We start from the raw sequence: 20,038 nt of genomic DNA on the forward strand, positions 1-20,038 counted from the left end.
CTTATCGGCGACTCGGCCGAAGGCGGTGGCGTGTACCAGATCGGACTCGCCGGGGTGTCGACGGCCGCGTGGGACGGGCAGCGACTGACCTGTCGCTGTGAGACTGCACGCGAGGACGGACCCGGCGCGGCGACGGAGGTCGACGACGGTCGATCCCCTGTGCTGTCGGCGGAGGTGCTCTCGCCCGACGCCGTCCGCCTGCGACTCCGCCCCGACCCAGAGGTCGTCCCACCCGACGAGTCGGCGCTCGGACTGGACTACGACGCGATCCGCGAGGCGACGGACCCGGTCGTCACCGGTGTCGACGAGGACGGAGACGACTCGGGGGGCGGAACGGGACGCGGAGACGGAGACGACTCGGGGGGCGGAACGGGAGACGGAGACGGTAACTCGTCGCGGATCGCCGTCGAGACCGAGGGGCTGGCCGTCTCGGTCGACCCCGAGACCGCACACCTGCGCGTCCGCGACACGACACGCGACCGGACGCTGTTCGAGACACAGCGTGAGCTGACGGACAGCCGCGACCAGCCCGTCGTGCCGCCGACCGGGTTCCGCGAGACGCGACGCGACGAGTGGCCGCTGTCGGTGACGGACACCGGACTGGCGCTGCGACTCCCACCGGACGAACACCTCTACGGCTGTGGCGAGCAGTTCGGCGCGGTGGACCACCGCGGCGACCGGATCGAGGCGCGGGTGCGACAGCCGAACGGCGTCGTCGGCGACGACACGTACCTGCCGGTGCCGTTCTGCCTCTCTGACGAGGGGTACGGCGTCTTCGTGGACACGACGACGGACGTGACCTTCGACTTCGGCGACACGGCACCGGGGACGACGAGTCTCCGCGTCGCGGACAGCGCGCTCTCGGTGGTCGTGTTCCGGGGGCCCGACCCCGCCGACGTGCTCGAACGCTACACCGCAGTGACGGGACGTCCGCCGCGACTCCCGGCGTGGAGCTTCGGCGTCTGGTGGTCGCGCAACTCCTACGAGTCCGCCGAGGAGGTCCGGACCGTCGCCCGCCGGCTGCGTGCCGCCGGGCTCCCCGGTGACCTCCTCCACGTCGACCCGGAGTGGACGGACCTCGCCGAGTTGGATCTGCGGTGGGATCGCGAGGCGTTCCCGGAACCGGAGCGACTGCTGTCGGACCTGCACGACGACGGGTTCCACGTCTCCGTCTGGGAGTACCCGTACGTGAAGGTGGGGTCGGAGCCGTTCGCGACGGCACGGGCGGCGGGCTACCTCGTCGAGGACGGCCACGGGCGCCCGCTCGTGTTGCGCCGTCCGAGCGTGAGCGACACCCGTGCAGGGATCGTCGACTTCACCGATCCGGACGCCGTCGCGTGGTGGCGCGACCACCACCGGCGACTACTCGACCAGGGTGTCGACGTGTTCAAGACGGACTTCGGCGAGTACCTCCCGGACGAGGCGGTGTTGGCCGACGGCACCACCGGCCGCGCGGTCCACAACCGCTACCCGCTGGACTACCAGCGGGCCGTCGCCGGGGCGTTCGCGAGAGACGACGGCCCCGAGAACGTCGACGACGGACCCGAGAGAGTCGACGACGAACCTGACGGAGTCGACGACGAGTCCCCCGACAGAGTCGTCGGCGGGGAGACACCGATCCTCTGGTCGCGGTCGGGGTGGGCCGGCGCCCAGCGGTTCCCGGTCCACTGGGGCGGAGACGCCCACGCGACGGACGACTCCTTCGCAGCCAGCGTCCGCGGTGGCGTGAGTCTCGCGCTCTCGGGGTTCGGCTACTGGAGCTGTGACTTGGGCGGCTACAAACCGACGCCGTCGACGGACCTGTACCGGCGGTGGGCACAGTGGGGGCTGCTCGCGCTGTCACACCCGCGGTTCCACGGCAAGACCCCGCGCGAGCCGTGGCACTACGGGCCCGGAACCGTCGAGACGGTCCGGCGGTACGCGCGACTCCGCTACCGACTGTTGCCGTACCTCTACAGTCGCGGGGTGGCGGCCGCCGACACCGGGGTGCCGGTCCTCCGGCCGATGCCGTTGGCGTTCCCGGATGCGGATCTCCCGCCGAGTCTGGGTGGCCAACACGCCGTCGGCGACGCCCTCGTCGTCGCGCCGGACGTGGACCCGGAGCGTCCGCTGTCCGTCTACCTCCCCGCAGGCGAGTGGGTGGGCCACTGGAGTGGGCGGCGCGTCGAGGGTCCGACGACGCTCGACCTCGCGGCACCACGCGCGGAACTGCCGGCGTTCTGGCGGGCCGGCAGTCTCGTCCCCGAGGGCGAGCCGGGGAGTCACGTCGCAGACTGCGAGACGGACCCGCTCACGCTGCGGACGTACGTCGCGACGACCCGGCCCGACTCTGAATCGGGGACGGGCGGAGACGACACCGCCTCGGAGACGAGCGGAGACGACACCGCGCCGGAGACGAGCGGGGACGACACCGCCTCGGATACGCGCGGAGACGATACCGCGCCGGACGCGGAGTCGGGCGAGACGCACGGCCACCCGCCCGGCGACCCACGCGCCACGACGGCGGCGACACGGTGGTTCGACACCGAGCGGGACGCGTTCCGGTGGCTCGCGGTCGCGGTCGACGACGGCGCGGAGACGGTGACGGTCCGACTCCCGGCCGAGGCGACACGGACGTACCGCGTCGCACTGGAGGGCGTCGCGTCGGTGCCCGATCGGGTCGTCGTCGAGCGGTACGGCGACGAGGCGGCGACCGTCGCGTCCGCACCCACGGGGGCGACCGGTGGCGGGCGCGAGACGGAGGAACCACTGTCGTCGCGGGACCCACGCGAGACCCGAACGTACGACTCCGCGGAGCTGGACGCGACCGTCGAGTCGTCCCGCGATCCACAGACGGATGCGGCCGATCCAGACCTCGGCCCCAGTGTCGGGACACGCGTCGTGTTCGCGGTGCCACCCGACGACGTAGAGTGACTCCGTCGGCCGACCCGACACCACACCGCGAACTGAACCGCCTCGACGCGACACCGAAACCCCAAAGCGCACCGCCGCCCACGCGACGGTAGTGAGTCGACCCAACGTCCTACTGGTCGTCCTCGACTCGGTGCGTGCGGCCAACACGTCGTTGCACGACCACCGGCGGACGACGACGCCGTTCCTCGAAGACCTGGCCGACGAGGCCACCGTCTACGGCCAGGCGCGAGCCCCGAGCACGTGGAGTCTCCCCTCGCACGCCAGTGTCTGGACCGGGCGGTCGGCACCGGACCACGGCATCGAGATCACCACCGAGGCCGTCCAGGGCCACAGCGTCTGGGACGCACTGTCCGGTGCCGGGTACGACACCGGCGTGTTCTCCTCGAACGTCTACGTGACAGACCACCCGGTCGGGTTGGGGGAGCCGTTCGACACGGTCTGCGGGGTACCCGGCGACGTGCCCGAGGCGCACGCGCTCCCGGGTGAGTTGGACGACGAGGCACCGGACGGGTTCTGGTACGCCGAGCAGTTCCACGAGTGGGTCGATGACCGCGACGGCCCGTGGGCGGCCTGTGTCAACGTCATGGACGGCCACCGCCCGTACCTCCCACACGAGCGGTTCGACGAGTGGGGCGACGAGGAGGCGTGGCAGGTCCAACGCGAGATCGGTCGCGGACAGTTCGTCTGGCAGTTCTACGGCGGGCGCTACCCGACCTGGTACCTCGCCGCACTCGAACGGCTCTACGACGGCGCGATCCGCCAGGCCGACGCGGTCGCCCGACGAGTCCTCGCCGGACTGTCCGAGCGCGACGCCCTGGACGACACCCTCGTCGTCGTCACGAGTGACCACGGCGACGGGTTGGGCGAACCCTCACCCGTACCCGGCGGGCCGGACTCCATCGCACACACGCTCGGCACCCACGAACACCTGACGCACGTCCCGCTGCTCGTCCGTCCGCCCGGTGGCGGCGGGGGTCGCGTGGTGGACGACCTCGCCACGCTGGCCCGCTTCCCGGCAGCCGTCCAGCGGCACGTCCCCGCCGTCGCGGGGTTCGACGACACGGACGGCGGTGTCGAGGGTGCGGAGGAGGGACAGAGAGGGGGAGGTTCGGCCGGCGAACCGGTGTTCACCGCGCCCGACGGGGAGTCCCTCACCTACCGACGCCCGATCGACGGGCCGAAACTGGAGACAGCGCGGGAGTTCTGTGGCGACGACCACGAACGGTACGTCGGCGACTCCGCGGCGCTGTACCGCGACCTTCCCGGGAGTGGCGTCGAGAAGGTCGCGATCTGGCGCGGCGAGGCGGTCCGCGTCCACGCCCACGACGCCCAGGGGCGCATCCGGACGGGTGCGGCCGACCCGGCGGTCGTCACCGACCGGATCGCCGCCGAACGTGACGGTGAGTCGCTGGCGGTGCCACGCGAGCAGGACGAGGCGGAACTCCCCGAGGAGGTGCTGCGCCACCTCGAGAACATCGGCTACAAGTAGGTCGTCGCCTCGTGACGGGGTCACGGGAGCGGGACCCGCGCCCGCTCGTCACCGCGAGAACGGACGGCTTTTCGTCGGCGGGCACCTCCGAACGGTATGGAGATCCAGGCAGTCGTCGCGGTCGCGCGGACCGGCGCCGTCGGGCGCGACGGGCAGGTCCCGTGGGAGTACCCCGAGGACTTCCGGCAGTACAAGGAACGGGTCCGTGGCACGCCGGTCGTCGTCGGGCGATCAACCTTCGAGATGATGGACCCCATCGACGACAGCGAGAACTTCGTACTCACCTCCGACACCACCCGCACCGCGGACCACGAGCGCGTGACGTTCGTGAACTCCCGTCGGGAGGCGGTCGAACGCGCGGCGGCGACCGGCGCGGACACGCTGTCCGTGATCGGTGGTGGCGGTGTATACCGGACGTTCCTCCCGTTCACGGACCGCGCGTTCGTCTCCGAACTCCCCGAACACCTGGAGGGTGACGCCGACTTCCCGTACCTCGGTGCCGGCTGGCGCGTCGCCGAACGACACTCGTACGACCGCTTCACCCTCGTCGAGTGGGTCAACGAGGAACCGAAACCTCACTCGGAGTTGTAGCCGCCCCCGTCACCGGCTGGGATCGCACCGTGTCCTCGCGACGCCAGGCGACTCCCGCAGCGCCACGAGGGTCACGCAGCGATCACCGGTAGCCGAGCGCGTCGAGTCTGTCCTCCAGGTCGTCCGCGAACTCGTTGTCCGAGGCGTCGGCGAACTCCGTGATCTCGTCGAGTGGGTCACCCAGCGTCACCGCCTCGCCGACCACCTCGTCGCGTGCCGCGAGCACCGCGTCGGCGTCGATCTCGCCGCGATCCTCCGCCTCGCGGCGGCCGCGGCGCAGCGTCTCGTAGGCGTCCGCCCCCCAGCGTGCCCGTTTCACCACTCTGTCGCCCGGCCGGTCGTCGTACACCACGTCCGTCCGCTTCGCGTACGGCGCCGCGGAGCCACAGATCCGTTCCGCCTCCTCGCGCATCGCGGCGGTGATCGGCCGCTGGCTCGCGATCGCACGGCCCTCGTCGGCGACGAACGCGCCGCCGTCGACCGGCCGCTCGTCCAGTGCTAGCGCACGCACCACGTCGGGGAACCGCGACAGCGTGGCGAGGTCGTGGACGCGTCGCCCGGCGCGCTGGCCCGGCGCGCGGACGACCAACGGGATGTGGAACAGTTCGTCGTGAGTCCCGAGCCGGTGGCTGACGGCCGGCGGCTCCGCCGCGAGTGCGGTCGGCTCGCCGAGTCCTTCCCCGTGGTCGGAGGTGAACACCACGAGCGTGTCGTCTAGCTCGTCGCGCTCGGCGAGCCCGGCGACGATCCGCTCGAAGATCGCGTCCGCCTGGCGGATCGCGCCATCGTAGATCGTCTCCAACAGTTGCGCGAACCCCAACGAGAGGTTCCCCGCGAAGAACTCCCAGTGCCACTTGTACCCCATCTCCTCCTGGAGCGCTCGCACGGAGTCGTCGCTCCACTCGTCGTACTCTGCGACCGGCTCGTACGGCCGGTGGGTGTCCATCAGGTTGACGCAGGCGGCCCACGGGCCGTCGCGCTCGCCGGTCCACTCCAGCAGTCGTTCGGCGTAGTGGAACCCGTTGGGCCACTCGCCGAGGTTCCCTCCAGTGTCGTACGCCGCGTCCCACTCGTCTGGCGTCCCCTCGGCGTGCTCGAACGGCCGGTCGAGCCCGCTCTCGTGGGCCGTGAGGAACGGGTTGTCGGAGAACAACCCCGTGTCGTACCCCCGGTCGGCCAACGTCTCCCAGATCGTGTGCCCGAGCTGGAGGCGGTCCGTGATCTCGAACTCGTGGGCCGCCGCCTCGTGGCCGGTGAACATGGTGACGTGACTCGGGACGGTCCAGTTGCTCGGCGAGCGCGCCTGTGTGTAGACCGTCGCCTCGGCGGCGAACTCTTCGAGGAACGGGGTGGTCTCCCGGCGGTACCCCAACAGCGAGGTGTTGGCCGCCCGGAGACTGTCCGCGACGACTAACAGTACGTTGGTGTCCGTCACACCCCCAGACAGGGGCGACGGCGGCTTATGCTCCTCGCACCGCGGCGCGACCGGGGGTGACGGGGGACGGAGTGTGCCCCCGACAGTCGTGTGTCGGTGGCGTGGTCAGTGTCGCCCCGCGATCACATGTAGCCGAGGTCGCGCAGCCGTTCCATCAGGTCCTCCTTGTCCTGGGCGCGGCCGGCGCGCTCGGTCGTGTTCTCCATGTCCTGCAGCCAGGCGGGCTCCTCGGCGGACTTGTCCGTCGAGATCTCCGAGCCCAGCGAGCGGAACCCGGCGAAGTACTTCGGCGAGACCGGGATGTCCTCGTGGTCGAGGCCGTTCGGCAGGTCGTCGTAGTCCTGCGGGACGTAGCCGTCCTCCGGGAACTCCGCGACCGTGTCCGGGACGACGAAGTACCAGAAGGCGTCCCACACGTCGGCCTCCTCGAACTGGAGGATCGGCTGGATGCGGTCGTGCGGCGGGTAGATGTCCGGGTCGTGACGCGGTGAGAAGAACGTCTCGTCCGCGCGGGCCTCCTGTTCGTCCCAGCGGATCCCCGAGATGATCCCGTCGATCTCCTCGTCTTCCAGCGTCTGGTTCAGCGCCACCGTCTTCAGCAGGTGGTTGCCGACGTACGTGTCCAGCAGGAACGGGAACGTGTCCTCCTCGTACTCCAAGATGTTCCGGATGTGGTGCTGGTTGTGTTCCGACAGGTCGTCGACCGGGATGTCGTCACCCGGGTCGAGCCCGTTCTCGTCGACGTAGTCGCCCACGTCCGTGTTGCGGGCGTACTTGACCTCGAGGTCCCACTCGTCGGCCCACCGCTCGACGAAGTCCATCAGCTCGTCGAAGTGCTGGAAGTGGTCGATGAACACCGTCGTCGGCAGCTCCAGGTCGTCGCGGTTCTCGACGATCTCCTTGACGAAGTACAGTGTCAGCGTCGAGTCCTTCCCGCCGGTCCACATCACCGCGGGGTTGTCGTACTGTTCGAGCCCCTCCTCGACCACTTCGAGGGCCTTCTCGATCTTGTGCTCGATGCTCGGGTACTCGTCGGGCGACTCGCCCTCGCCGTCCGTGTAGTCGACGTCGAGGTAGTCTGGGAAGTCGTCTCGCGTCATGTGGTAATGACATCTAATTAGCAGGGTAAAGTGTCTTTTGGAGTCCGTTCGCCCCTCGGCACCGGAGCGTCCGCGTCGCTGTAGACCCGTCGAACCGTCGACACCGCGAGACCGCGCCGAGAGGAGTCAGCCGCTGATGAAGTCGTTGTCGCGCCAGTCGACGCCGTTGCCGTCCCCGTCGCCGTTGGCGGGTGACTCGACGACCTCGACGGAGGCGGGACGCGGCTCACCCTCCACGATCCGGGTGGCGGTCAACTCGCCGTCCTCCTCGGTGATCGCCGTCAGCGTCCCCTTCTCGGAGAGCAGCGCGATCTGCTTCAACACGACGAACATCGGGTACTGGAGCGCGGTGTTCTGCAACACCGTCTCGCGGTCGCCCTTGAAGCAGGCGAACTCGACGAGTTCGGAGGGGATCTCCTCTTCCTCCTCCTGCATCCACCCGCCGCCGGGCTTCGGCGGTTCCTCCTCGTAGACACGCGTCTCGCTCACGCTGGCCTTCAGCTGGGCGGTCGGCGTGTACTTGCTGATGTCGTCCTCGTTCTCCGCGACCGCACGCAGGATCAACGTGTTGTTGCGACGCGACACGTCCACGTCCTCGACGCCGTCCGGGAGATCCGGGTCGTCGTCGAAATAATCGTGTACGTCTTCGAGGGGCAGTTCGAGTGTCGAGTGGAGTCGGTATACGCGGCCTGACATGTGTTGGTTGGGTGGACTGCTAGCGGGGCCGTCCCGGTGCGACCACCGCTCGGTCGTCTGCACTCGCGGTACGGTACGTGCCCCAGACCTTTATGAGCTACTTTATCGCGTGTTAATCTCTACCACGGTATGGGGGAGCGGTTCGTGACGGTACCGGTGTCGCTACCGCGCGGTCGTCTCGGTGGCGAACCGTCGGTGTCGGCCGGCGAACGACCGTGCTCTCGGCGGCCGGAGTCGTCCGTTCGCCGCCGATTCGGCGGTCACTCGCCGGTGAGTGTCGCCTCGAGTTCGCCGCGTTCGTCGAGTTCCGCGAGTACGTCGCTGCCGCCGACGAACTCCCCGTCGACGAAGGTCTGCGGGATCGTCTCCCAGTCGGAGTGGTCCGACAGCGCGTCGCGGTACTCGTCCAGGGCGGGGAGCACGTCGACGGTCTCGAACTCGTCGACGTACTGGGCGATCAACTGGAGCGCGCGCTTCGAGTAGCCACACTGCGGCATCAGTCGGTTCCCCTTCATGAACAGGACCACGTCGTTCTCGGCGATGACCTCGTCGACGCGCTGGGCCACGTCGGTGTCGGCCTCCGCCTCGCCGTCTGGCTGGAAACTCATACCCGTACGTTCGCTCCAGACGGGGTTAGGTGTTGTGTCGTCCGGACGGTGTCGGCTCGCTCGGGAGGTGCCGTGTGCTCGGGCGCCCACCCGGGGGAACGAACGAACCGCGGCGGCGAGAACGGCGGAGTGAGACAGGGTCCCGTCGGTCGTCAGTTGCGGTCGATGGCGGAGAAGGCGGACTCCACGTCGTCGAAGTCCTGAACCGTCTGATCCAGGTTCCCGCGGAGTTCTTCGGCGCGTTCCTTCAGCTCCTGGTACTGCTCGTTGTCCTCCAACTCGTAGGAGGGCTTCTGTGCCTCCAGGACGCCGATCTTCGAGACGATGGCGAAGTACTCGTCCATCTCGTCGTCGTACGTCTGCCCGACGAGCTGTTGCTCGATGGCGTCGAACAGCGCCTCCTTCTCGACCGGCTTGCAGAGGTAGTCGTCGAACGGCATGTCGACGATGTCGAAGTCCGGGTCCACCGCGGTCACCATGATGACGGAACAGTCCAAGCCCCGTTCGCGCATCTGCTCCAACACCTCGCCGCCGGAGTAGTCCGGCATCCGCCGGTCGAGTAACACCACGTCGACCGACTCGTCGACGGTCGCCAACGCCTCTTCGCCGCCGTACGCCTTCCGCACGTCGTCGTACTCCATCTGGAGCCGGAGTGCGTAGGCGTCCGCGACCTGTTGCTCGTCGTCGACGACCAACACGGTGGGACCCTGGTCGGACATTGCGTGTCTATACACCGGGTCAGGGGAGAGATATATTTTTCCGTGTGCTTCTCTCCACCGCTCGGGACCGCCGACGGAGACGACGGGCTCGCCGCGCGGTCGCTCTCTCGACCGACACCGTCGACCACATCCGCTCACATCTCGTCGACCACACACGCTCACACACCGTCGACCACACCCGCTCACACCCCGTCGACCACACACGCTCACACCTCCCGCCGGATCTCGGGCGGCCGGACGCAGCGTGGGACCGAACGGACGGATACGGCCGTCTCACACCGGGCACCGTGACAGGTTTTATCACCCCGTGATCCTATCGTCTCTGATAACAGCTTTGTGGTGGTCAGGGTGTCAGAGCCGACGCACACACACCGGTCGCGCTCAGGGGGCGCGGCCACACGGCGGGGGGCTCGCGAGTGGGGGGTGACGAACGGACGTGTTCGAGTCGGGCACGTCCCCGGCGGTAGGTCGGTACCGGCGGTGTGCCCGTCCGTGATCACACGTCGCGAGCGTGGAGGCGACTCGTGACATCCACGCGCCGGCTCGCGGTCGTCGTGGTCGCGTGGCTGACGGTGACGGCGACGGTCGTCCCGTTCGTCGCCGTCCCGGTCGGGACAGTGACCGCGGCCAACGACGGCTGTACGGCACTGACGACGGCCGGTAACGACGACGGGATCACGGTCTCCGAGTCCGGCTGTTACGTGTTGGGTCAGGACGTCACGGACGACACCGAGGCACCGACGGTGACGGTGACGGCAGACGACGTGGTGATCGACGGCGGTGGGAACGTCCTGTCGGCGGCAGCGGTGTCGACGCCGACCGCGACGCCGACGGCCACACCGACCCAGTCGCCCGTCGACGGCGAACGGGTGGGTGTCTACGTCGACGGCGCGCGCGACGTGACCGTGCGGAACATCTCGACGAGCGGGTACGACACGGCAGTGTACGTCCAGAACGGACTGAACGTCTCGCTCGCGAGCGTCGCCACGACTGCGTCCGCGCAAGCGGGCGCTGTCGGTGTAGACGGCGCGGAGACCGTCTCGCTCGTGAACGCGACCGTCGGCGACGTGTCGGTCGGGTCGGGGTCGGTGAACGTCTCGCTGCGTGGGGTGACTGCCGAGACCGTCGCCGCCAGCGGTGACGGAATCGTCAACCTGTCGATTCGCGCGAGCGACGTAGGGGAACTCCGGACGAGTGGGTCTGTGGCAGGGGTGAGTCTCCGGAACAGTTCCGCGTCCGCGGTCGACTTCGCGACCGGGCTCGACGGTGCACTCGTCGTCGACAGTCGTGTGACCGATGGCGGCGTCGAAGCGACGGGCGTGACGGACCTGATCGTCCTCCGGACTGCCGTAGAGCGCTCGTACGGCCCCGCAGTCGACCTGGAGTCGACCACTCGCGCCACGGTGAGAGCCGTGCAGATAGAGGACGTCCGAACGGCCGAGTCCGTCGCCGGCGTCGGGATCCGCGTGCGCGGTGACGCCACGGGGACCCGTGTCACCGACACGACGATTCGAGGTGTGCCGGGAACCGGAATCGTCCTGTCGGCCGACGGGACACTGGTCCGGAACGTCACCGTCACCGAGACCAGCGAGACCACCGTCGGTCGCAACCCGCAACCACCGACCGCCGACGGCGACGCCGTCCTCGTGAACGGGAGCGGCGACTCGCAGTTCGTCGAGACACGGCTGACGGACGTGACGGTGACCGGCACCGCGGGTTCCGCACTCGACGTGACCGGTGTGGAGAGACTCCTGTTCACGGACGGACAGATCCGCGACACGAACGAGTCGGCGGTCCGTGTCCGCCGGTCCGCGAACGTCACGGTGAACGACACCACCGTCTCGTGGCCCGAGGCACCCGCTCCGTCGCCCGGATTCGTCTACGTCGACGACAGCGACGGCAACTTGAAGTCGTACGACCGCGGCGGCGACGTGACGGACTACGGCGTCGGCGACGCGGGCGTGATCGGCCCACGCGCCTTCCTCGACGACGACGAGCGGCGCGAGGTCCCGTACGTCGACACGAGTGGGAACGTGGAGTTGGTCGACGCGACCGGCGGCGTCGTGGAACTGTTGGGGAGCGGCGAGGGACCGGCCGAGCCGGAGACCTCCAAGAGCAAGCTCGCGGTCGGCGACTGGGACCACGACGGTGCGACGGACGTGTTCTTCGCGGGCGACGACGGCGCCCTCTACCGCACCGACTGGAACGAGCGTGGGACGGCGGAGGTGATCTCGACGACCACGTCGGTCGAGTCCGTGCTCGGCGTGGCGGACGTGACTGGGGATGGCGTCCCCGAAATCGTCTACCTCTCACCCAGCGACAGCAACGAACTCCGTGCGGTGAACGCGACCGGCGGCGACACGGAGCTCGCGGACGTCGGGAGTCTGGGCGTCGACAACCAATACGGGATCGGTGGCCTCGCACGGGTCGACGGCGAGTGGGTCGCGCCGCGCGTGAGCGGCGGGAATTCGCCGGAACTGCAGGTGTTCGACGGGAACGGGACCGTCGAGCAGTTGTCGGGAGTCGGTCTCTCGCTCCCGAAGACGGCACCCGCTGGGGTGAACCTGTCGGGCGACGCGACGCCCGAGTTCGTCTACCCCACGTCGGCGGGCGGTGTCTCCGTGCTCGACCGGAACGGCGACACGGTCGCGGTGGAGTTGGGTGTGAACCCGAACCCGTCCGTCGGACTGGCGAGTCGAGCGAGCACACTGGCGGACGGCCGTCGCGTCACCGGTGACGGGGTCGCAGTGTGGAACTCGACCGGCGACCAGACGACACACGTCGTGGACGTGACCGTCGACGGCGTCGGGACGGTGTCGCCGGCCGTCCGGAACGTCTCGCTGCAGGCCGAGCGGCGTCTCCCGCGGCCGCCGACGGACACGGTCGTCGCCGCGGACGGTGGCCTGCGCGTGCGGCCCACCGACGCCGACTCGGTGTTCGCGCCCGCCTTCGGGTACGCGCCGACGGCACTCGTCGGCGTCGCCGAGACGACGACGGCAGTCGGTGCGTACGACACGGCAGCCGGCAGTTGGCGCGTCGGTGCCGACGCCCTACGGACGGAGCGATCCACGCGGTTCGACACGGTGCGCACGACGGACGCCGTCGGGGTTCCGGCCGTCGTCGCTCCTCTGGCGGGAGCGACCGGCACACGCGACACGCGGCGGCCACGAGTGACGGCGTTCGACGCGACGGCGAACCAGACCCTCTCCGTCGAGTTGACCACCGACGAGGTGCTCCCGGACCCAGTCCAGAACGGCGCCTCGTCGCTGCGGGTCGTCGTCGCCGAGCGGAACGTCTCCGAGAACGACTCGTCGCCGTTCGCGACGCTCCGTCGCGGCGACTTCGAGGAGTCCGTGACGCAGACCGACGACGGCGTCCGGGCGACGTACACGACGACTGTCGACCTGGGCGGGCTGAACGAGACGACCGACACGCTGGACGTGGTGACGCTGATCCTACGCGACGACATCGGCAACTGGGCGCCGGTCCGTCCGTCCGAGACGGTCACGGTGAACCAGATCGACGGAGGCGAAGACGGCGACGAGGGAGACGGCGACGGCGACGACGGCGACGGTCCGACGACGCTCGTGGTCGACGCGGACGGAACGTCGACGTACGACTCGGTGAGTCTGGCGCTGCTCGAGGCCGAGAGTGGTGATCGCGTCGAGGTCCGACCGGGTGTCTACACGGAGTCGATCGGGGTCGACGAGAACGTCACACTCGCCTTCGACGACGGCGCGGTGCTGGACGGGACGGGGGTCGACCGCCGGTCGGGAATCCTGATCGGCCCGGCCGCCGCGCCGACCGTCGCGGGTGCGACGGTCCGGAACTTCGACACCGGTGTCGCCGCCGCCGGGACGGCTGGCGACTGGACGCTGCGGAACCTCACGGTCCGTGGCGGTGAGTTCGGTGTGTACGCGGCGGAGACGACGGGGAACTGGACGGTCCGGAACGCCACCGTCCTGGAACCCGCCGTCGACGGGCTCCTCGCGGCACGGAGCACCGGTGAGTGGACCACCGACGACCTCACCGTCCGGAACGCGAGCGACGACGGCGTGGACGCCGAGAACACCTCCGGCGACTGGACGGCGACGGACCTCACGGTGGTCGGCGTCGGCGACGACGGCGTCGAGGTCGACCGAACCACGGGCGACTGGACGGTCCGGAACCTCACCGTCGACGGTGCAGAGACGGGCGGTGTCGACGCGACCGGATCGACCGGTGCGTGGACACTCCAGGACGCAGTCGTCAGTGACGTAGACGACGCGTCTGCGGTCGTCGCGTTCCAGACGACGGGCAACTGGACGGTGAGTGGGCTCGACGCGGCACGTCTGGGTGGAAACGGATTGTACGTCGAGGACACGAGTGGGGCGTGGACCGCGAGCGACCTGTCGATCCGAGAGACGGCACTTCCGGGTGTGTTCGCCGAGAACGCGTCCGGTGACTGGCGGCTTCGGAACGTCACCGTTCGCGACGCTGACGACGACGGGCTCGAGGTCGACGACTCCGGTGGCGACTGGTCCGCACGGGACGTGACCGTCGTCGGCGCTGCATTCGACGGCGTCTCCGTCGAGGGGACGACGGGTGACTGGTCGATGGCGAACGTCTCCGTCCGCTCGGCCGGGATCCACGGGGTCGACGCAGACGGGAGTACCGGCGACTGGCGGCTCCAGAACGTCACCGCGACAGAACTCCCCGACGGCTCCGGCGTCACGGCGGTCGACGCTCGTGGCGACTGGACTCTGTCCGGTCTGGACGCCACACAGTTGGGGGGGAACGGCCTGTACGCCGAGAACGCGACCGGTGACTGGACCGCGAGAGACCTGTCGGTGAGTGCCACCACTCTCCCGAGCGTCTTCGTCGCGAACACGAGCGGCGACTGGCTGATCGAGACGGCACGACTCGACACACCGGGGGCTGCCGGCGTCTACGCCACCGGGTCGGCCGGCGACTGGCGGATCGCCGACGCGACCGTCCGTGCCACCACGCCGTTGCTCGCGAACGAGTCCGGCGGCAACTGGACCGTCCGCCGGAGTCGTCTCGTCGCGGTCGTCGACGGCCCGGTCCGTGGTGGCGGAGTCGACGACGGATCGGCAGACAGTGTCTCCTCTCCGCGTGGCGTCGCGGTGTACGCCCCGAACACGACCGGCGAGTGGCGAGTGACGCGGACGGATCTCCCGCAGACGGGCGGCGCCGTACCACGGATCGTCGCCGTCGGGGGAGAACGACTCGCGTCGGCGACGCGTAACTGGTGGGGTCGACCGAGCGGCGCGAGGCCGACCGACTGTGTCGGGCTCGTCGCCTGCGGCGCCCCGACGGCGGAGCCGACGGACGCGGCCGGCTTCGGTTCGGTGGACGTGCCAGAGCGGACGACCCCCGGCGAGACGCTCACCACGACCGTGGAGATCCAGAACGGCGAACTGCGCTCGCGGACGCTCCGCGTCGACGCGAACCTGACGAGCGGCGGCGTCGCGAGCGAGACGGTGACCGTGCCGGCCGGCGAGTCGACGACGGTGGCCCTGACCCTCTCGACCGAGGGCCTCGAGGCTCGCGAACGGCCGTACTCGATCCGGTTCGGACTGTCGACGGAGACCGAGACGGGACGACGGACACTAGGCGTGCGTCGGGAACGCGTCGCCGTCCCGCCCGGTCGACTCGCGGTACGTGGTCTCCAGCGGCGCGTGACGGCGAGGGCGAACGCGACCCTCTCGACGAAAGTCGTCAACCCCGGCAGTGCCGCCGCGTCCGGTACGGTCGAGTTGCTCGTCGACACGGACGGTGACGGCTCGCTGCGCGACGAGTCGGTCGTCGCGGCCGAGCAGGCCGTACTCGACCCGCAGGCGAACCAGACGGTGACGTTCCCACTGCCGGAGTCGATCGACGACGCCGAGCGGCCACTGGTGCGAATCGAGACGCCGACGGATCGACGGACGAGGCGGCTCCGGATCAGCCAACCCGGCCGACTCGTCGTCGCGTCCGCGACGGTGCCGCCGACGAGCCCCGCCGATGGCGACGTTGTCGTGCCGGTGCGGGTCCGGAACCCCGGTGACAGTGCGGCGACCGGGAGCGTCGCACTCCGGGTCGCGCCGAGCGGCGAGCCGGTCGACGGCCGCGACCCGGTCGCGACGGCGGACGTGACCGTCCCACCGAGACAGAACCGGACCGTGTCGCTCCGGTTCGCGACGGGTGACAGAGCGGCCGGTGACTACACTCTCGCCGTCACCAACGGCCAGAGTTCCCTGACACGCGAGACGACGGTCGCGTCCGGAACCCCGGCCCTGGCGCTCCCGTCTGCGGTCGCGGTCGGAACGGTCGACCGTGGGACGACCACGACGGAGACCGTGACGGTCGAGAACGACGGCGAGGCGCCGTTGAACGTGACCGGCGTCGCGGTGGTCGGTGCAGACGGAGTGAACGGCGGTGCCACGAGCGGGGCGAGCGGGACCCCGGCAGCGAGTCGGGGGCGCGGCCCCGACACCGGAACCGTGGTCTCGGCGACGCTGGCGGACGCCGAGGCGGGCGAGACGGTGACCGTCCCGGCGGGCGAGTCGACGACGGTCTCGGTGACCGTCGCCGCCGGTGGCGCGGAGGCCGGGCCGGTCCAGGCGCGGCTCCGTGTCGAGAGTACCGACCCGGACGATCCGACGGCGACGGTGAACGTGACGGGACGCGTGACCGGTCCCGCGGCGGTCGCGAACCGCCAGCGGGTCCGGTTCTTCTCCCGGGCTGTCGGCTCCACGACCACGCAGACGGTGTTGCTCGAGAACCCCGGAACGGAGTCGCTCGACGTGAGCGACGTGCGGATCACGGACGGGGGAGCGGCCTTCTCCGTCCGCTCGTCGCCCGACTCGATCCCGACCGACGACGCCGGCGAGGTGACCGTCGCCTTCACTCCCGCCGCGAGCGGCGACGTGTCGGGGACACTCGTCGTGGAGACGGACGACCCGACCGCGGAGACGATCGAGGTGTCGCTGGCCGGTCGTGGGCGACAGGCCGAGGTGACGCTGTCGCGGTCCACGGTCGCCTTCGGTGCGGTCGGGTCCGAGAGTGCACCCACGGAGACCGTCGTCGTGGCGAACGACGGCGGCGCGCCGGCGACCGTCGAGAACGTCACCCTGACCGGCGAAGCGAACGTCTCGCTGGTGTCGACGAACCTGACGGGCGAGTTGGTCCCCGGCGAGCGGCGACCGGTGACGGTGCGGTTCTCGCCGGAAGCCGAGGGTGCTCGGTCCGCGACGCTGCGGATCGAGACCGACGGGCCGCAGGGGGCGTTCACCGTCCCCGTCTCGGGGACCGGGCAGGTCGCGGACGCGCGGGCCGTGTCGTCGACGGTGACGACCGGGACCGTCGGCGTCGGCTCCTCGACGCTCCTGTCGGTCCCGATCGCGAACGACGGTGACGAGACACTCGTGATCCGGAACGCGACGGCAGCGGGTGGTGACGACGGTGCGTTCGCCGTCGTGACTGCCGACGGGGTCCGCGTCCCGCCCGACGAGCGGCGGACGGTGAGTGTCGCGTTCGCGCCGACGACGACCGGTGAACGCAACACCACGCTCCTGATCGGGACGAACGATCCCGACGGAGCGACCCGCGTGGACCTCGGCGGGATCGGTGCGGCGGCCGACGTGGTGTCGGACCCGGCGTCGGTCGCGTTCGGGCCGACGCCGACCGACACGCGCGTCACCCGTAACGTCACCGTCCGCAACGACGGCGGCGTGGCGGCCTCGATCGCGGACGTGCGGACGACGGCGGCGTCGGCGGACGCCTTCTCGGTGGTCTCGGCCCCGACCGGCGAGACGCTGGCTGCCGGCGAGTCGGCGACCGTCGAGGTGGCGTTCCGGCCGACGGCCCGCGGCGAACGGACCGGCGTCGTCGAGATCGCCAACGGGACGGAGACGCTGACGACGGTGTCGCTGGGCGGTGTCGGCGCGGTGCCGAACGCGACGCTGAACACCACCACCGTCCAGTTCGCCGACACGCGAGTGCTCGGCGAGTCGCGCGGGACGGTGCTCGTCTCGAACGACGGGAACGCACCGCTGAACCTCACCGACACGACGATCGACGGCGACGCGAGCGCGTTCCGGGTCGTCGCCGCGCCCGACCGTGTGCCGGCGGGTGCGACCGACCGGATCGTCGTCGCGTTCACCCCGCTGACGGCGGGGAGCGAGGGCGGCGCGGCGAGTCGGGCGGCGACACTGTCGCTGTCGAGTGACGATCCGACCGGGACACCCACCGTCTCGCTCGGCGGGACTGCGGAGACGGTCGTCGCCGATGTCACGCCGGGGAACCTCACCTACGGGAGCGTCGCCGTCGGCGAGTCGACGCGCGCGAACGTGACGATCTCCAACGACCGCGACGCCTCGGCGCCGCTGACGCTGACTGGCGCGAGTGTCGTCGGACCCAACGCCGGCGCGTACTCGTCGACTGGGGCGAACGCCACGACGCTGACGACCGGGGGAGACATCGTCCTCGCACCCGGCGAGTCGACGACGCTGAACGTGACACTGGCACCGTCGTCGGGTGGACGGAAGTTCGGCCGGCTGCGGGTGTTCACCGACGACCCGAAGACCCAACAACTGGACGTGTTCCTCTCGAACACGGAGACGATCATCGACGTCGACACTACGACGGGGACCGGCGAGAGCGCCGGGGAACCGGGCGCAGAGATCACCGTCCGCAACGCCTCCGCGGACACGACGGTGCCCGCGAACGTCTCCTCGCCGGCGGCGCTGCGGGCCGACGTGGGGATCGAGAATCTCAACGTCTCCGTCGACACCGGCGGGAACTTCTCGGTGAACTTCTCGCAGGCGGACGACCCGCCCGCGCGGAACGCGCCGAACTTCTCCGGCCCGAACGGGACGAACGTGGACCCGGTGAAGTACGTCCGGGTGAACAAGACGCTCACCGACGATCAGATCGACAACGCCACGTTCCGACTCCGCGTGAGCAAGGTGCAGGTCGCCGAGAGCGGGACGGACCCCGAGGAGATCAGCCTCTACCGGTTCGTCGACGACGAGTGGGTGGAGTTGAACGGCACGCTGGTCGAGGAGACGACGACCCACTACGTGTACAGTGTCGTCACGCCCGGGTTCTCCGACTTCGCGGCCGGCGCGAAGAAGCCGGACTTCGAGGTGTCGCGGGCCGACGTGCCGCCGGGCGACGTGCAGGTGACGGCGATCAGAGTCGGCGACCAAGTGGACATCCTCGTCCGGATCACCAACGAGAAGGGTGCCGCCGACGGGACGTTCACGACGAAGCTCCTGTTGGACGGCGAGGTCGTCCAGACGCGAGACGTGACGGTCGCCGCCGGTGGGACCAGACAGATCCGCTTCGTGCGGACCTTCGACGAGTCGGGACTGTTCTCCGTCGAGGTCAACGGCGTGCAGGCGGGTGGCGTCCGCGTCGGCTCCGGCGGTGGCGGTGGGGGCGGTGTCGGCGGCGGCGGTGGCGGCGACGCCGAACTGACGTTCCCGTCGACCGACCTGCCGACGGTCCCGGTGACACCCGGCGAGGCGGTGTCGTTGTCCGTCGACGTAGAGAACCCGGGCAGTACGCCGGCCACGTTCGACGCGCCGCTGACGATCGAGGGTGTCGTCGTCGACGACAGACTGGTCTCGATTCCGGCGGGCGAACGCGTCACCGTCGAGTACACGCGGTCGTTCGCCCGTCCGGGGAACTACTCCGTCTCCATCGGCGAGGCGAACGTGGGGACGGTCAGTGTCGTCGACCCGGCGACGCTCGACTCGACACCGACGCCGACACCCGGCAGGAACGAGACGACGACCCCGAGCGGTGAGACACCGAGCGGGACGGCGACCACTCCGAGGCCGGACGGCGAGGGGACGCCGGCCGAGGGCGACGCGACGGCCACACCGGGCGGTCCGCGGCCGACCGTCGTCGAGGCGTTCGTCGAGACGGAGGAGGCGACCGTCGGAGAGACGGTCGACGTGACGGCCATCGTCGAGAACACCGGCGACGGCGACGGGGAACTCACCGTGCCGCTGGTGATCAACGGCGTCACCGTCGCGACACGGAGCGTCGAGGTGCCGGCCGGCGAGAGTGTCCGCGTGGAGTTCGAGCGGCGCTTCCAGACGACGGGCACCTTCGAGTTACAGGTCGCGAACACCGTCGTCGGAGAGCTGGTCGTCACCGAGGCGACCCCGGTCGAGTCGGGGACGGCGACGACGGCCGACCGCACTCCCACCGGCACGACCACCGGCACCGAGACGGCCGCACCCGGGTTCGGCCCGCTCGTGGCACTCGGCGGCCTGCTCGCCGCCGCGCTGCTCGCGCGCCGTCGCGGGGCGAACTGAGACGGCAGACGACCGCAGCCACCGGCGTCGGTCGTCTGCGGGTGCCGGCGTCTCTCCGTCGGCGTCAGTCGTCGGCGGGTGTCGGCGTCTCTCCGTCGGCGTCAGTCGTCGGCGGGTGTCGGCGTCTCTCCGTCGGCGTCAGTCGTCGGCGGGTGTCGGCGTCTCTCCGTCGGC

General features: G+C 70.2%; 9 protein-coding genes. 4 read left to right on the plus strand and 5 right to left on the minus strand.

Features of this window, described 5'->3' with window-relative positions; genetic code table 11:
* Positions 1–30 precede the first annotated feature (30 nt).
* The 3 genes from RYH80_RS01965 to RYH80_RS01975 all read left to right on the plus strand — a co-directional run bounded on the left by RYH80_RS01965 (position 31) and on the right by RYH80_RS01975 (position 4,993).
* Positions 31–2,913, plus strand: coding sequence for a glycoside hydrolase family 31 protein (locus RYH80_RS01965; RefSeq protein ID WP_370902173.1), 2,883 nt, complete (start codon positions 31–33; stop codon positions 2,911–2,913).
* A 91-nt stretch (positions 2,914–3,004) separates the two neighbouring features.
* Positions 3,005–4,402, plus strand: coding sequence for a sulfatase-like hydrolase/transferase (locus RYH80_RS01970; protein WP_370902174.1), 1,398 nt, complete (start codon positions 3,005–3,007; stop codon positions 4,400–4,402).
* Positions 4,403–4,498: 96 nt separating this feature from the next.
* A complete protein-coding gene (locus RYH80_RS01975) occupies positions 4,499–4,993 on the plus strand; it encodes a dihydrofolate reductase (RefSeq protein WP_370902175.1) in 495 nt (164 codons plus the stop codon).
* 82 nt (positions 4,994–5,075) lie between these two features.
* On the opposite strand, the gene RYH80_RS01980 is transcribed toward RYH80_RS01975, so the two are convergent.
* From RYH80_RS01980 to RYH80_RS02000, 5 genes are all read right to left on the minus strand, one after another.
* Positions 5,076–6,428: a sulfatase gene (locus tag RYH80_RS01980; protein WP_370902176.1), complete on the minus strand. Its 1,353-nt coding sequence runs from the start codon at positions 6,426–6,428 to the stop codon at positions 5,076–5,078.
* Between the two features lie 122 nt (positions 6,429–6,550).
* Positions 6,551–7,528 carry a phosphoadenosine phosphosulfate reductase family protein gene (locus RYH80_RS01985; protein WP_370902177.1) on the minus strand — a complete coding sequence of 326 codons (978 nt, stop codon included), beginning with the start codon at positions 7,526–7,528 and terminating at the stop codon, positions 6,551–6,553.
* 126 nt (positions 7,529–7,654) lie between these two features.
* Positions 7,655–8,224 carry a DUF7110 family protein gene (locus RYH80_RS01990; RefSeq protein WP_370902178.1) on the minus strand — a complete coding sequence of 190 codons (570 nt, stop codon included), beginning with the start codon at positions 8,222–8,224 and terminating at the stop codon, positions 7,655–7,657.
* A gap of 260 nt (positions 8,225–8,484) precedes the next feature.
* Positions 8,485–8,832, minus strand: a complete 348-nt coding sequence (locus RYH80_RS01995) for a glutaredoxin family protein (protein WP_370902179.1) — start codon at positions 8,830–8,832, stop codon at positions 8,485–8,487.
* Positions 8,833–8,984: 152 nt separating this feature from the next.
* Positions 8,985–9,551, minus strand: a complete 567-nt coding sequence (locus RYH80_RS02000; RefSeq protein ID WP_370902180.1) for a HalX domain-containing protein — start codon at positions 9,549–9,551, stop codon at positions 8,985–8,987.
* A 524-nt stretch (positions 9,552–10,075) separates the two neighbouring features.
* On the opposite strand from RYH80_RS02000, the gene RYH80_RS02005 reads away from it, so the two are divergent.
* Positions 10,076–19,864, plus strand: coding sequence for a choice-of-anchor D domain-containing protein (locus RYH80_RS02005; protein ID WP_370902181.1), 9,789 nt, complete (start codon positions 10,076–10,078; stop codon positions 19,862–19,864).
* Positions 19,865–20,038: the final 174 nt, after the last annotated feature.

Origin of the sequence: Halobaculum sp. MBLA0147 (assembly GCF_041361345.1) — an archaeon.
Lineage (GTDB): Archaea > Halobacteriota > Halobacteria > Halobacteriales > Haloferacaceae > JAHENP01.

Coding starts and splice junctions, on each gene's coding strand:
- RYH80_RS01975 (WP_370902175.1), top strand. CDS start 4,499: ATGGAGATCCAGGCAGTCGTCGCGGTCGCGCGGACCGGCGCCGTCGGG.
- RYH80_RS01985 (WP_370902177.1), bottom strand. CDS start 7,528: ATGACGCGAGACGACTTCCCAGACTACCTCGACGTCGACTACACGGAC.
- RYH80_RS01990 (WP_370902178.1), bottom strand. CDS start 8,224: ATGTCAGGCCGCGTATACCGACTCCACTCGACACTCGAACTGCCCCTC.
- RYH80_RS01995 (WP_370902179.1), bottom strand. CDS start 8,832: ATGAGTTTCCAGCCAGACGGCGAGGCGGAGGCCGACACCGACGTGGCC.
- RYH80_RS02000 (WP_370902180.1), bottom strand. CDS start 9,551: ATGTCCGACCAGGGTCCCACCGTGTTGGTCGTCGACGACGAGCAACAG.